Below are 13,086 nucleotides of genomic sequence, written 5' to 3'. Positions count from 1 at the left end.
ACAAGAGACATGCATGCCGCAGCCCGAATTCCTCTCGGGTGGCGAGGACGATGACGATGACAGACGAAGTGCCCTTCTGGAAAAACAAGACCCTGGCGGAGATGACTTCGTCGGAATGGGAGAGCCTTTGCGACGGCTGTGGCCTCTGTTGTCTCAACAAACTCGAGGAGTGGGATAGCGGCGACGTCTATTTCACCTCGATCCGCTGCAAGCTGATGGATAGCGAAAGCTGTCGTTGCACCAGCTATCCGAACCGCTGGGATTTCGTGCCGGATTGCGTGCAACTGACGCCGGAGAAAGTGCCGGAGCTGCAATGGCTGCCGCCCACCTGCGCCTACCGCCTCGTCAACGAGGGCCGCGATCTCTATTGGTGGCATCCGCTGATCTCGGGCGATCCGGAAACGGTGCATATAGCGGGTGTCTCCGCTCAAGGGCGCACCATCAGCGAAAACGATGTCGCTCTCGATGATTTCGAGGATTATGTCGTCGACTGGCCGCTGACCGTCGAGGACGACATGATGCCTAATCCTCCGGCAAAGCCATAGATTTCGGCGCTGTATTCCGCCAGGCCTGACGCACCAGCCTTCTGATGTCCTCGCTTCCGGCATCGCGATGGAAAAGTCGCGTCCACTCTTTCAGGCCCCAGCTGCCGGCCACGGCGGCGACATGCTCAGGTATGATGGTCGAAGCCATCTGCTGCTGATCCGGCGTTAGCTTGACGACGCAGAAATCCGGCCCCCGAAGTGTCATGAAGATCTTGCCCCGCACGCGAAAGTCACGGGTTCCGAAGTGTGAGCTTTCTTTTGCCTCCGGCAGGCCAAGGGCAAGGGATATAAGGTCCTCGTCGGTCATGGCCGCGATGATAACACGCCGCGCCGCCATGCCGTAAATGGGCGCCTGCGTGACCTGCGACGAAACGGTTCGGGAAGCGAAGGGGCCTGTTTATTGAATTGCACCCATACGCATGGTATCGCGCGATGCCCTCGCATATGCACAAGGAGCCGCCGCGTGATCCGTCATATCGTCTTCTTCACCGTTCCCGATCGCGCCAAGCTTGAGGATGTCCGTTCCGGCCTCTCGATCCTCACGGCCATTCCGCATGCGCGGCTTTTGGAGATCGGCACGAACGTCAAGACCGATCAGCTCGGAACCGAAGTCGATCTGGTGGTCTACGGCGAATTCGACGACGAGGCGGCATTGGCGGCTTACAAGGCCCATCCGAATTACCAGCGCTCCATCGAGCGCGTTCGTCCGCTGCGCGAAATGCGCATTGCGGCAGACTATGAGACGGTGACAGCCGTCCGTGAGCCTTTCTGAACGTCTGGCCCCGCAGAACCATTTCCCGCCAGCCCTTTCAACGGATTGAGCACGCGAGCGGAATCGGATTGTCGGCAATCGGATTGTCGGCTTGAGGTTCTTGAATCAACTTTTGAAGCTCCGGATTCAACTTGAGAAGAAATCGCGGCAAGCGATTCAAAGGACTCAAGGAAATCGCCACGCCTTATGTCGATAAGACGCTTGCAGGCCGGTTGCATTGGCCACGAAAGGCGACGTTTCATCCCGCCTCTATGAACCGATGATAAGCAAGAATGATTAAAAATGGCTAAGCCTTCGGCTCAGGGCGTGTGGTGCGTGCGAACGCGGATACGTATCGAGTCACGCAGATCGCCGATAGATTGTACGGATGCGACGCTTCGGAACGACAGCCGGTTGCCGTTGTCACGCTACGGCAGATTCGCATTCAATAATTTCAAATGGTTATGGCATCAGTCAGGTGGCCCTCACGCATGGCGGGCCGAAAAATTACAGCCCATTCATTTGCCATTCAGACGTGTTTGGGTAAATAATCGGCCAAGTTCATATCCCTGTGGGAAGTCCGAAGCATGGCCTCATTTTCAAGCATAGCAGCAGCGGCCCTCGTTCTGGCTGGCTCGTCTGTTCTGCCGGCGCCAGCGCCGACGTCGACCCTGGTCGCGCGCGCCAACAGCGATTGCAGTGAGGCCGCTGACGAGGTCGTCGCCAAGACCGGCGGCCAGCTTCTCTCCGTACAACCATCCGGCGATAGCTGCATCATCACTGTCCTCGTGCAGGGCAACGGCCAGCGTCCGCGCAAGGTGACGATGAAGGTGCCGATGTGATCCCCGCGCGTTTTGGTGCCAACCTAAAGCCTTGAATCTTACACGAAATCTTATTGTTTCCGTGATTCCACTGCACCACGATTTGCGGTACTGTTTCTCGAACCGGGGAAATTGGATTTAGAGATGCGCATTCTCATAGTCGAAGACGATATCAACTTGAACCGTCAGCTCGCCGAGGCCTTGAAGGAGGCAGGCTATGTGGTCGATACGGCCTTTGATGGCGAGGAAGGGCATTTCCTCGGCGATACAGAGCCTTACGATGCGATCATCCTCGATATCGGCCTGCCTGAAATGGATGGCATCACAGTGCTTGAGAAATGGCGCGGCGCTGGGCGCACCGTACCAGTGCTCCTCTTGACCGCACGTGATCGCTGGAGCGACAAGGTGGCAGGCATCGACGCCGGCGCCGACGACTACGTCGCCAAGCCTTTCCATGTCGAGGAAGTGCTCGCCCGCATCCGCGCTCTCATCCGCCGCGCCGCCGGCCATGCCTCTTCGGAAATCGTCTGCGGCCCGGTGCGGCTCGACACCAAGAGCTCGAAGGCAACTGTCGACGGCAAGCCGCTGAAGCTCACCTCGCATGAATATCGCCTACTTGCCTATCTCATGCATCATAAGGGAGAGGTCGTCTCACGCACCGAGCTGGTCGAGCATATGTACGATCAGGATTTCGATCGGGATTCCAATACGATCGAGGTATTTGTCGGTCGTCTGCGCAAGAAGATGGGTGTTGACCTGATCGAAACGGTTCGCGGCCTTGGTTACAGAATCCAAGCTCCGACCAATGCGAATTAAGTCGCTCACCGCTCGCGTCCTGCTGCTGACCACGCTTTGGTCGGCCGTGGCGCTGGTGGTGATCGGCCTCGTCATCTCGAATATCTATCGCAAGAGCGCCGAGCGCGGTTTCCAGGACCTGTTGCGCGCGCAGCTCTATAACGTCATCAACTCGGTGACGATCGGCGACCAGGGCACATTGTCAGGCAGCCCGCAGCTCGGTGATTTGCGTTTTGCCCAGCCGAAGACCGGCTGGTACTGGATGGTCGAGCCGCTTGGCACCTATACGGCGACGCCGCTGGTCTCGCCGTCGCTCGGCGCATCGAACCTGCCTGTTCTCTCCGTGCTGGAAGCGCCCTTCGACAAGAATTACGAACGCTATTACATCGTCACCGATGCCTTCGGAAACCGCGTCCAGGTAGCCGAAACCGAAGTCGTGCTCGACACGGACGGCCGCGCCGCACGCTTTCGCGTAACAGGCAATGTCGCCGTGGTCGAGGACGACGTCCGCAATTTTTCCCACAGCCTCTACTTCGCACTCGTCGGCTTCGGCGTCGGAAGCTTGATCGTCAATGCACTCGCCATTCTCTACGGCCTGAAACCGCTCGATAAAGCGCGCGCCGCGCTGGAGCGCATCCGCGCCGGTGAAAGCGAACGCCTGCAGGGCGATTTCCCGCGTGAGATCCTGCCGCTTGCCAATGAGATCAACGCGCTGATCGAGAGCAACCGGCGTATCGTCGAGCGCGCCCGCATGCAGGTCGGCAATCTCGCGCACTCGCTGAAAACGCCGATTGCGGTGCTGCTCAACGAATCCCGCGTCTTGGAGCGCTCACATGGCGATTTGGTGAAGAACCAGGCAGAAGCCATGCAGGGGCAGGTGCAATCCTATCTCAATCGTGCCCGCATCGCCGCCCAGCGCGAATCCGTGCTGGCACGCACCGAGGCCGAGCCGGCGCTGGAGCGTCTTGTCCGCGTCATGCGGCGGCTGAACGCCGACAAGGAATTCGAACTCTCCGTCTCGCCCAATCTGGCGCTCGCTATGGAGCAACAGGATCTCGAGGAGACGGTCGGCAATCTCCTCGAAAATGCCGCCCGCTTTGCCGAACACAAGGTGCGTCTGGTTGCAAACGAGGCGCCGGCCGAGATCAGGGGCATCGATCCGGCGCGGCGCCACTGGGTGGAACTGGTGGTTGAGGACGACGGTCCCGGGCTGGAGCCGGATCAGATCCGCGAAGCCCTGAAGCGCGGGCGCAGACTGGACGAGAGCAAGCCCGGCACGGGGCTTGGGCTTTCGATCGTCAGCGAGATCACCAACGAATATCAAGGCCGTTTCGAACTCTCCCGGGGGAGCTGGGGCGGGCTTCGGGCGAGCCTAATTTTGCCGGGCCTGATGAAGGATGTTGCGTGAGGAACGGCATGATGCCAAAAGACGTTGTGGGTCATGATGATGCCGCAGCGCAGTACCTATTGGTTTTGCTTTTTGATACTGGTTCGGTTGTATGAAGCTTCGTACCTTTTTCCTGGTCGTTCCCTCTCTTTTTACCGCACTTGCGCTTTCCGGTTGCTCGACGACGGGCGGCCTGGGAGGCAGCAAGAGTCTGTTTTCATCCGCGAAGCCTCCAGCCTCCGCAACCTTCATCAATGCCCTTGATGGTGGTATCGTCGAGCGCACCGGCGTCAAGCTCAGCGACAGCGACAAGCAGCGCGCGCTGGAAGCCGAATATCGGGCGCTTGAGACCTCGCCTCTCGGCCAGCCTGTGGCATGGAAGGGCAGGAATGCGAGTGGCGAGGTCGTTCCCGCCGCGCCCTATCAGGTCGGCTCGCAGAATTGCCGGCAATATACGCATACCGTCACGGTCGACGGCAAGCCGACGACGGCAAGGGGCGCGGCCTGCCGCAATGACGACGGCACCTGGACGCCGCTTGAATAGGCGTCTGCACTGAAAGGCGCGGCCAAACGCCTCAAATCTTCGTCAGATGGCCTTTCCCGGTTGGAATAAGCGCCCCGTTAAAGTATTGGGCGTCTATGCTGTTCTGGATTCTCGTGGCCGTTCTTACGGCGGTTGTCGGCGCTGTGCTGCTCTATCCTCTTCTGCGTGGTGCGAAGGAGGCGGAGGGCGGTCGTTCCGGCGAGGCTGAGGTCTATCGCGATCAGCTTGGTGAACTGGAGCGCGATCTCGCCGGCGGCCTCATCTCCGCGCAGGAGGCAGGCTATGCCCGCGCCGAAATAGGACGGCGCCTCATCGCTGCTGCCAAAGACGAGAAGACGGCAACGAAATCGCCGGCGCGTGGCAGCTATCGTCTTGCTCAGGCCTTCATCATCGTCCTTCTTCCGGCCGTTGGTCTCTGTCTTTATCTTGTCAATGGCGATCCCGGCCTGCCGGCGCAGCCGCTGGAAGCGCGGCTGGAGAAGCCAGGAAACGATCTCGCCATCTCGATCGTCAAGATCGAGCAGCATCTGGCCAAGAACCCGGATGACGCCAAGGGCTGGGAAGTCCTGGCACCCATCTATTTCAAGACCAACCGTGTCGGCGATGCGGAGCTTGCCTATCGCAATGTCATCCGTCTGTTGGGGCCGAATGCGGCCCGGCTTGGCGATCTGGGCGAGGTGCTGGTCGTCAAGGCCAATGGCATAGTAACGGCGGAGGCGCGGGGCGTGCTGCAGCAATCCCTAGCGCTCGATGCCGCCAATCCGCGCACGCTTTTCTATCTGGCGCTCGCGCTGGAGCAGGAGGGCAAGGCAGCCGATGCGAAAACGGCCTTCGAGGCACTCGCGAAACAATCGCCGCCTGACGCGCCCTGGCTTGCGGTCGTTGATCAGCACATCGTCAAGAATGGCGGCCAGCCGACGGTATCGGCGAACGACAAGGCCCCTGGCAATCCGACGGCGGAGGACGTCGCTGCGGCCAATGCGCTGAGCAGCGGCGACCGCCAGCAGATGATCCGTGGCATGGTCGATAGTCTCGATGCCAAGCTCAAGCAAGATCCCAAGAATTTCGAAGGCTGGATGCGGCTGATCCGCTCCTATGCGGTGCTGAATGATCGGGAGCGTGCAGCGGATGCGTTGAAGCGAGGTCTCGCGGCCTTTCCGGCCGATGGCGGGGAGGGCCAGCAGCTTCTGGCACTGGCGAAAGAATTGGGATTGCCGACGGAGGTGACGCAGCAATGACCCGCAAGCAGAAACGTCTGGCTGTGATCGCCGGCGGCATGGGTTTCATCGCCGCCGCCGTGCTGCTCGTGCTGTTCGCCTTCAGCCAGTCGGTCGCCTACTTCTATATGCCGGCGGATCTTGCGAAGACGCCGGTCAATGCCGGGACGCTGATCCGCCTCGGCGGCCTTGTCGGCGAGGGATCGATCGTGCGTGGTCAGGGTACGCAAGTGCAGTTCTCCGTCACGGACGGCACCGACACGATCAAGGTCAAGTACGACGGCATTCTGCCAGACCTGTTCCGCGAAGGGCAGGGTGTGGTGACCGAAGGCAGGTTCGAGCCGGGCAGCGACGTTTTTGTTGCCGACAGCGTGCTCGCCAAGCATGATGAGCGCTATATGCCGAAGCAGGTCGCCGATAAGCTGAAGGCCGATGGCGTCTGGAAGGGCGAGGAGGCCACCCGATGATCATCGAGCTTGGACATTATGCCCTCGTGCTGGCGCTCGCCACCGCGCTCATCGTCTCCATCCTTCCCGTGATCGGCGCCCGGCGCGGCGACGTGTCCATGATGGATATCGCCCCGGTCGGCGCGATCGTCATGTTCCTGCTGGTCGCCTTTTCTTTCGGCGTGCTGACCTATGCCTATGTCGCCTCTGATTTCTCCGTCCTCAATGTCTGGGCCAACTCCCATTCGCTGATGCCGCTGGTCTTCAAGATCTCCGGCGTCTGGGGCAATCACGAGGGATCGATGATGCTCTGGCTGCTGATCCTGGCGCTGTTCAGTGCGTTCGTCGCACTGTTCGGGCGCAATCTGCCCGACGTGCTGCGCGCCAACGTGCTGGCCGTGCAGTCGTGGATCTCCTCGGCCTTCCTGGTCTTCATTCTGCTCACCTCCAATCCCTTCATTCGGCTCAACCCGGCGCCGGCGGAGGGCAAGGATCTCAATCCCGTCCTCCAGGATATTGGCCTCGCGATCCATCCGCCGCTGCTCTATCTCGGCTATGTCGGCTTCTCCGTCTGCTTTTCCTTCGCCGTCGCCGCACTTTTGGAAGGGCGTATCGACGCCGCCTGGGCGCGTTGGGTCCGCCCCTGGACGCTGGCTGCCTGGAGCTTCCTGACGCTCGGCATCGCCATGGGTTCCTATTGGGCCTATTACGAGCTCGGTTGGGGCGGCTGGTGGTTCTGGGATCCGGTGGAAAACGCGTCCTTCATGCCCTGGCTTGCCGGCACGGCCCTGCTGCATTCAGCTGTTGTCATGGAAAAGCGCGATGCCCTCAAGATTTGGACGGTGCTGCTGGCAATCCTGACGTTTTCGCTGTCGCTGCTCGGTACCTTCCTCGTCCGCTCGGGCGTGCTGACATCCGTCCATTCCTTCGCCAGCGATCCGACCCGCGGCATCTTCATCCTCTGCATTCTTCTGATCTTCATCGGCGGCGCCCTTTCGCTTTTCGCGCTGCGAGCACCGAAGCTTGCCGCCGGCGGACTGTTCGCGCCGATCTCGCGCGAGGGTGCGCTGGTGCTGAACAACCTGATCCTTACGGTCGCCTGCGGCACGGTTTTGACCGGCACGCTCTATCCGCTGGCGCTCGAAACGCTGACCGGCGACAAGATTTCCGTCGGGCCGCCCTTCTTCAACATGACCTTCGGGCTATTGATGACCCCGATCCTCATTGCCGTGCCGTTCGGCCCGCTGCTCGCCTGGAAGCGCGGCGATCTGCTCGGCGCGCTGCAGAGGCTCTATGTCATTGCGGGCCTGGCCTTCCTGGCCGGCCTTGTTCTGTTCTATGTCGAGCATGGTGGGCCGGTGCTTGCCGCTCTCGGCCTCGCCGCCGGCTTCTTCCTGGTCTTCGGCGCCTTGGCCGACCTCTGGTATCGCGCCGGCGTCGGTAAGGTGGCGGCGGGTGTCGCCTGGCGTCGCCTGAGCGGGTTGCCGCGCTCGGCTTTCGGCACGGCACTTGCCCATGCAGGTCTCGGCATCAGCGTGCTTGGCATTGTCGCGGTGACGACCTTCGAGGCGGAACACATCACCAGCATGAAGCCGGGCGAGACAGCCGAGCTCGGCGGCTACAGCCTGCGCTTTGACGGCGTGCAGCCCGGCGTTGGCCCCAATTTCACCGAGGATCGCGCCCACTTCACGGTCAGCCGTGGCGGGGTTGCCTTTGCAGAAATGTCGTCCGCCAAGCGCGTCTTCACTGCAAGCCGCACGGCGACCACCGAATCCGGCATTCTCACGCTAGGTCTCAACCAACTCTATGTATCGGTCGGCGATGCCAGCAAGGATGGCGGCATGGTCGTGCGCATCTGGTGGAAGCCGTTCATTCTCTGCATCTGGCTTGGCGCGCTCATCATGGCGATCGGCGGTTTCGTGTCGCTCAGCGACCGACGTCTGCGCGTCGGCGCCCCGAGCCGGAAGGCAAAACCCGTTCGTCCGACCCTGGAGCCGGCCGAATGACCGGCCGTCGGCAGACATCGCGCTTTGCCGGAATCCGCAGTCTTTGCGGCGCAATACGGCTAGTTCTTTGCCTTGTTGCACTTCTGGCGCCAATGAATGCCTTTGCGGTCAACCCGGATGAAGTTCTGCCCGATCCGGCTTTGGAAGCGCGGGCGCGGACGATCTCGGCCGAACTGCGCTGCATGGTCTGCCAGAATCAATCCATCGATGATTCCAATGCCGATCTCGCGCGGGACCTGCGCTTGCTGGTGCGCAAGCGCCTGACCGATGGCGACACCGATCAGCAGGTGCTCGATTACATCGTCTCCCGCTATGGCGAGTTCGTGCTGCTCAAGCCGCGCCTGAGCGAAAAGACATACATTCTCTGGGGTGCGCCGATCGCGCTCTTCGTAGCGGGCGCATTGGCTCTTGCCGTTTACGCGCGCCGCCGCGCGGGCAAGCCCGCCGGCAGCTCTCTGAACGCCGATGAAGAGGCGCAGTTGAAAGATATCCTCGGCAAGTGACGCGGCCGTCGTCTTTCGTCATAACGTTGCATCGATACCTTACATTACGAATTTTTCATGGGGCGGACAGTTCGTTGTAAGGTGCCGTGCCCTATATCTTCATTACGACGCACCGTAGCCGGTTCCACCCGGCGCAAATCTGACGAGAAACGAGAAGGTAATTCGCATATGTTCAGGAATATCAAGGACACTTTGTCTCGCAGCACGGCTATGAAGGCTTCCGTCGTCGCAGGCCTCGCTGTCGCTGCTCTGGCAACGGGTGTTCCGGCCGTTGTCACCGGTGCCTATGCCGATGCCGTCAATGTTCAGGCGCCGCAGGTTCCGAGCTTTGCCAATGTGGTGGATGCCGTTTCGCCGGCCGTCGTGTCGGTTCGCGTCGAGTCCCGTGTCAATCCGGTTGCCGACGAGGACGATTCTTTCGGTCTCGGCCGCGGCTTCGATGACCTTCCGGACGATCACCCGCTGAAGAAGTTCTTCCGCCAGTTCGAGCAGCAGCAGGGCCGCGGCCAGCAGCACGGCCAGAACCAGCAGAAGAATTCCGACGACAAGGGCCACCTGCGCCCGGTCGCTCAAGGGTCCGGCTTCTTCGTTTCGGAAGATGGCTATATCGTCACCAACAACCACGTCGTTTCCGATGGTGCAGCTTTCGTCGTCGTCCTCAACGACGGCACCGAACTCGACGCCAAGCTCGTCGGCAAGGATAGCCGTACCGATCTCGCTGTCCTGAAAGTCGACCCCAAAGGCAAGAAGTTCACCTATGTGGGCTGGGCCGATGACTCCAAGGTCCGCGTCGGCGACTGGGTCGTTGCCGTCGGTAACCCGTTCGGCCTCGGCGGCACCGTGACCGCGGGTATCGTTTCGGCCCGGGGCCGCGATATCCATTCCGGCCCCTATGACGATTACATTCAGATCGACGCACCGGTGAACAAGGGCAATTCCGGTGGCCCGACCTTCAACCTCAACGGCCAGGTGGTCGGCATCAATACCGCCATTTTCTCGCAGTCGGGCGGCAGCGTTGGCATCGCCTTCGCGATCCCGGCAACCACGGCCAAGGATGTCGTCGCTGACCTGATCAAGACCGGCACGGTTTCGCGCGGTTGGCTCGGCGTCCAGATCCAGCCCGTCACCAAGGATATCGCCGAATCTCTCGGTCTGTCCGAGGCGAGCGGTGCCCTCGTGGTTTCTCCGCAGGATGGTTCGCCGGGCCAGAAGGCCGGCATCAAGAACGGAGACGTCGTCACCGCCGTGAATGGCGACCCGGTCAAGGATCCGCGCGATCTCGCTCGCCGCATCGGCGCCATACAGCCGGGCTCCAAGGTCGAGGTTTCCATCTGGCGCGCTGGCAAGTCGCAGTCGGTCACGGTCGAGCTCGGCACGCTTCCGGCCGATCAGAACCAGGCCTCCAATGACGACTCGCAGCCGAGCCAGCCGCAGCAGCCGTCCTCCGAGAAGGCGCTGGCTGACCTTGGCCTTACCGTCGGCCCTTCCGATGATGGCAAGGGCGTAGCGATCACGGCTGTCGATCCCGACTCCGATGCTGCCGATAAGGGCGTGAAGGAAGGCGAGAAGATCACGTCGGTCAACAACCAGCAGGTCTCCAACGCCAGCGATATTGCCAAGATCATCGAGCAGGCGAAGAAGGACGGTCGCACCCGCGCCCTCTTCCAGATTCAGTCCGGTGACGGCAGCCGCTTCGTTGCTTTGCCGATCAACGCCGGTTGATCCTTCAGACGGATGAAATGCATTGGGAAAGCCGCGCAGGCCACGGCTTGTGCGGCTTTCCCTTTAGAATATGCCAAATGACTGGTTCCAAGGCAGGTGAAAGATGACAACCGCTAGCCAACATGCCGTGAGTTCTCCCGATTCTGGTTGTGCCGAGGCAACGTCGGCAGGTAATGTCGCTCACATGAAGATTCTGATCATCGAAGACGATCTTGAAGCGGCGGCTTACCTTACCAAGGCGTTTCGCGAGGCCGGCATCGTTGCCGATCACGCGAGCGACGGCGAGAGCGGTCTCTTCATGGCCACCGAGAACACCTATGATGTCGCCATCATCGATCGCATGCTTCCGCGTCGGGACGGGCTGTCGGTCATCAGCGAATTGCGCCGCAAGGGCGTGCATACGCCTGTTCTGATCCTTTCCGCGCTCGGCCAGGTCGATGATCGTGTCACCGGCTTGCGTGCCGGCGGCGACGACTACCTGCCGAAACCCTATGCCTTCAGCGAGCTTCTTGCCCGTGTCGAAGTACTCGGCCGCCGCAAGGGAACGCCGGAGCAGGACGTTCTCTATCGCGTCGGAGATCTGGAACTGGACCGCCTCTCGCATGAGGTGCGCCGTGGCGGCAAGGAAATCCTGCTGCAGCCGCGCGAATTCCGTCTCCTGGAATATCTGATGAAGAATGCCGGCCAGGTCGTCACCCGCACCATGCTGCTCGAGAATGTCTGGGATTATCATTTCGACCCGCAGACGAACGTCATCGACGTCCACGTTTCGCGCCTGCGCTCCAAGATCGAGAAGGATTTCAGCCAGCCGCTGCTGAAGACCATTCGCGGCGCTGGATACATGATCAAGGACGAGGGATGAGTCGCTTCCGCGTCCTCTTCAAGTCCACAGCAGTTCGCCTTTCCGCCCTCTACATCCTTCTTTTTTCGCTTTGCGCCGCGACGCTGGTCTTCTACGTCACTGCCATGTCCGAACGGCTGTTGACCGGGCAGATCCGCGATGCCGTTCAGCAGGAGGTCAGCCAGGTCAAGCGTGCCTATGACATCGGCGGCCTGAACCTGCTTCTGCGCACCATGGAGCGCCGCGCGCGCCAGCCGGGCGCCAATCTCTATGTCATTGCCGGTCCTTCCGGCGACATCCTGGCCGGTAACGTCGCTTCCGTACAGCCAGGCGTGCTCGGCCAGGCCGGCTGGACGGAGCTGCCCTTCTCCTACGAGCGCTACACTGACGCCTCCAACGATCCGGAGCGCCGTCATCTGGCAATTGCCAATATCTTCATTCTCGACAATGGCTTGCGCATCCTCATCGGCCGCGACCTCGGCGAGCCGGAGCGCTTCCGCGTGCTGGTACGCCAGGCACTGATGCTGGCACTGGCGATTATGGGGCTCGGCGCGCTGGTCATCTGGTTCGGTATCGGCCGAAACGCGCTGAAGCGCATTGATCGGATGACGGATGCTGGCCGCAAGATCATGGCGGGCGATCTCTCGCAGCGCCTGCCGGTCGGCGGTTCCGGCGACGAGTTCGACCGGATGTCCGCCTCGCTGAATGCCATGCTCGAGCGCATCGAAAAGCTGAACGAAGGGCTGCGGCAGGTCTCCGACAATATCGCCCACGACCTCAAGACCCCGTTGACGCGCCTGCGCAACAAGGCGGCCGATGCGCTCGACAATGCCGATAGCGAAGGCCGCCGCACAGCGCTTGAGGGCATCATCGGCGAATCCGATCAGCTGATCCGCACCTTCAATGCGCTTTTGATGATTTCCCGCGTCGAGGCGGGTTCCGTGGCCGCAGAAATGACTGCGGTCGATCTTTCCTCCATCGTTGCCGATACGGCGGAACTTTACGAGCCGGTGGCGGAAGAGGCGGGTCTGGCGCTCACGGCCGAGATAGAGCCGGAAGTCGAGGTGCAAGGAAACCGCGAGCTGATCGGCCAGGCGTTGTTCAATCTCATCGACAATGCCCTTAAATACGCGTCGGGCTGCAACGGAAAACCGGCGATTACTTTCAAGCTGGCGCGCACGAGTGACGCGGTGACGCTCGCCGTTGCCGATCATGGGCCAGGCATTCCCGCCCATCAGCGTGCCGATGTGGTCAAGCGTTTCTTTCGGCTGGACGAAAGCCGCTCCAAGCCGGGAACCGGCCTTGGCCTGGCGCTGGTGGAAGCCGTAATGGAGCTGCATGGCGGCCGGCTGGAGCTTTCCGATACCGATCCCGAAAATGCAGACGCCAAGGGATTAACGGTCACTATGATCTTCCCCATGCAGAAACAATAGGTTAATCCTCAACTAGAGCCGGATGATCTTAGGTCGAAACGACGTAAGATCTGAACCGCTCCAGCGTCAAAGAAG

General features: G+C 61.0%; 14 protein-coding genes. 13 read left to right on the top strand and 1 reads right to left on the bottom strand.

The genetic code is table 11. The annotated features are described in order from the left end of the window. Positions 1 to 56 precede the first annotated feature (56 nt). Positions 57 to 545 carry a YcgN family cysteine cluster protein gene (locus AC13QE_RS10260; protein ID WP_488483554.1) on the top strand — a complete coding sequence of 163 codons (489 nt, stop codon included), beginning with the start codon at positions 57 to 59 and terminating at the stop codon, positions 543 to 545. On the opposite strand, the gene AC13QE_RS10255 is transcribed toward AC13QE_RS10260, so the two are convergent. Beyond that, positions 523 to 882, bottom strand: a complete 360-nt coding sequence (locus AC13QE_RS10255) for an MmcQ/YjbR family DNA-binding protein (RefSeq protein WP_488483553.1) — start codon at positions 880 to 882, stop codon at positions 523 to 525. The genes AC13QE_RS10260 and AC13QE_RS10255 overlap by 23 nt on opposite strands. A 126-nt stretch (positions 883 to 1,008) precedes the next feature. Here AC13QE_RS10255 and AC13QE_RS10250 point away from each other — a divergent pair, with 126 nt between their 5' ends. The 12 genes from AC13QE_RS10250 (at position 1,009) to AC13QE_RS10195 (ending at position 13,011) form a co-directional block, all read left to right on the top strand. Next, a complete protein-coding gene (locus AC13QE_RS10250; protein ID WP_488483552.1) occupies positions 1,009 to 1,317 on the top strand; it encodes a Dabb family protein in 309 nt (102 codons plus the stop codon). A 566-nt stretch (positions 1,318 to 1,883) separates the two neighbouring features. Continuing rightward, positions 1,884 to 2,138 (top strand): hypothetical protein, encoded by a 255-nt coding sequence (locus AC13QE_RS10245; RefSeq protein ID WP_015339224.1) that lies wholly within the window; start codon positions 1,884 to 1,886, stop codon positions 2,136 to 2,138. 123 nt (positions 2,139 to 2,261) lie between these two features. After that, positions 2,262 to 2,933 (top strand): response regulator transcription factor, encoded by a 672-nt coding sequence (locus AC13QE_RS10240; protein ID WP_015339225.1) that lies wholly within the window; start codon positions 2,262 to 2,264, stop codon positions 2,931 to 2,933. Further along, positions 2,923 to 4,320, top strand: a complete 1,398-nt coding sequence (locus AC13QE_RS10235) for an ATP-binding protein (protein ID WP_488483551.1) — start codon at positions 2,923 to 2,925, stop codon at positions 4,318 to 4,320. Before AC13QE_RS10240 ends, AC13QE_RS10235 begins: the two co-directional genes overlap by 11 nt. Positions 4,321 to 4,411: 91 nt before the next feature. After that, the gene (locus AC13QE_RS10230) at positions 4,412 to 4,843 is read left to right on the top strand and encodes an RT0821/Lpp0805 family surface protein (protein ID WP_488483550.1); all 432 of its coding nucleotides are present in this window, start codon (positions 4,412 to 4,414) and stop codon (positions 4,841 to 4,843) included. A 95-nt stretch (positions 4,844 to 4,938) separates the two neighbouring features. Beyond that, on the top strand, positions 4,939 to 6,081 hold the full coding sequence (gene ccmI, locus AC13QE_RS10225) for a c-type cytochrome biogenesis protein CcmI (RefSeq protein ID WP_488483549.1): 1,143 nt from the start codon (positions 4,939 to 4,941) through the stop codon (positions 6,079 to 6,081). After that, complete coding sequence (ccmE, locus tag AC13QE_RS10220) at positions 6,078 to 6,527, top strand: cytochrome c maturation protein CcmE (RefSeq protein ID WP_132716150.1); 450 nt, start codon at positions 6,078 to 6,080, stop codon at positions 6,525 to 6,527. The genes ccmI and ccmE overlap by 4 nt, the downstream gene beginning before the upstream one ends. Beyond that, positions 6,524 to 8,512 (top strand): heme lyase CcmF/NrfE family subunit, encoded by a 1,989-nt coding sequence (locus AC13QE_RS10215; RefSeq protein ID WP_488483548.1) that lies wholly within the window; start codon positions 6,524 to 6,526, stop codon positions 8,510 to 8,512. Before ccmE ends, AC13QE_RS10215 begins: the two co-directional genes overlap by 4 nt. Further along, on the top strand, positions 8,509 to 9,015 hold the full coding sequence (locus tag AC13QE_RS10210; protein ID WP_488483547.1) for a cytochrome c-type biogenesis protein: 507 nt from the start codon (positions 8,509 to 8,511) through the stop codon (positions 9,013 to 9,015). Before AC13QE_RS10215 ends, AC13QE_RS10210 begins: the two co-directional genes overlap by 4 nt. Before the next feature lie 168 nt (positions 9,016 to 9,183). Next, a complete protein-coding gene (locus AC13QE_RS10205) occupies positions 9,184 to 10,737 on the top strand; it encodes a Do family serine endopeptidase (RefSeq protein WP_488483546.1) in 1,554 nt (517 codons plus the stop codon). A gap of 103 nt (positions 10,738 to 10,840) precedes the next feature. Continuing rightward, complete coding sequence (locus AC13QE_RS10200; protein WP_488483545.1) at positions 10,841 to 11,599, top strand: response regulator transcription factor; 759 nt, start codon at positions 10,841 to 10,843, stop codon at positions 11,597 to 11,599. Further along, positions 11,596 to 13,011: a sensor histidine kinase gene (locus AC13QE_RS10195; protein WP_488483544.1), complete on the top strand. Its 1,416-nt coding sequence runs from the start codon at positions 11,596 to 11,598 to the stop codon at positions 13,009 to 13,011. The genes AC13QE_RS10200 and AC13QE_RS10195 overlap by 4 nt, the downstream gene beginning before the upstream one ends. Positions 13,012 to 13,086: the final 75 nt, after the last annotated feature.

It is taken from the genome of Martinezella sp. CNPSo 3957, from assembly GCF_057784395.1.
This window is presented reverse-complemented; position numbering and strand designations above follow the sequence as displayed.

Excerpts from the sequence above, each read along its gene's own strand:
- AC13QE_RS10260 (WP_488483554.1), top strand. The coding sequence starts at position 57 with ATGACAGACGAAGTGCCCTTCTGGAAAAACAAGACCCTGGCGGAGATG.
- AC13QE_RS10255 (WP_488483553.1), bottom strand. The coding sequence starts at position 882 with ATGGCGGCGCGGCGTGTTATCATCGCGGCCATGACCGACGAGGACCTT.
- AC13QE_RS10245 (WP_015339224.1), top strand. The coding sequence starts at position 1,884 with ATGGCCTCATTTTCAAGCATAGCAGCAGCGGCCCTCGTTCTGGCTGGC.
- AC13QE_RS10240 (WP_015339225.1), top strand. The coding sequence starts at position 2,262 with ATGCGCATTCTCATAGTCGAAGACGATATCAACTTGAACCGTCAGCTC.
- AC13QE_RS10235 (WP_488483551.1), top strand. The coding sequence starts at position 2,923 with ATGCGAATTAAGTCGCTCACCGCTCGCGTCCTGCTGCTGACCACGCTT.
- AC13QE_RS10230 (WP_488483550.1), top strand. The coding sequence starts at position 4,412 with ATGAAGCTTCGTACCTTTTTCCTGGTCGTTCCCTCTCTTTTTACCGCA.
- ccmI (WP_488483549.1), top strand. The coding sequence starts at position 4,939 with ATGCTGTTCTGGATTCTCGTGGCCGTTCTTACGGCGGTTGTCGGCGCT.
- ccmE (WP_132716150.1), top strand. The coding sequence starts at position 6,078 with ATGACCCGCAAGCAGAAACGTCTGGCTGTGATCGCCGGCGGCATGGGT.
- AC13QE_RS10215 (WP_488483548.1), top strand. The coding sequence starts at position 6,524 with ATGATCATCGAGCTTGGACATTATGCCCTCGTGCTGGCGCTCGCCACC.
- AC13QE_RS10210 (WP_488483547.1), top strand. The coding sequence starts at position 8,509 with ATGACCGGCCGTCGGCAGACATCGCGCTTTGCCGGAATCCGCAGTCTT.
- AC13QE_RS10205 (WP_488483546.1), top strand. The coding sequence starts at position 9,184 with ATGTTCAGGAATATCAAGGACACTTTGTCTCGCAGCACGGCTATGAAG.
- AC13QE_RS10200 (WP_488483545.1), top strand. The coding sequence starts at position 10,841 with ATGACAACCGCTAGCCAACATGCCGTGAGTTCTCCCGATTCTGGTTGT.
- AC13QE_RS10195 (WP_488483544.1), top strand. The coding sequence starts at position 11,596 with ATGAGTCGCTTCCGCGTCCTCTTCAAGTCCACAGCAGTTCGCCTTTCC.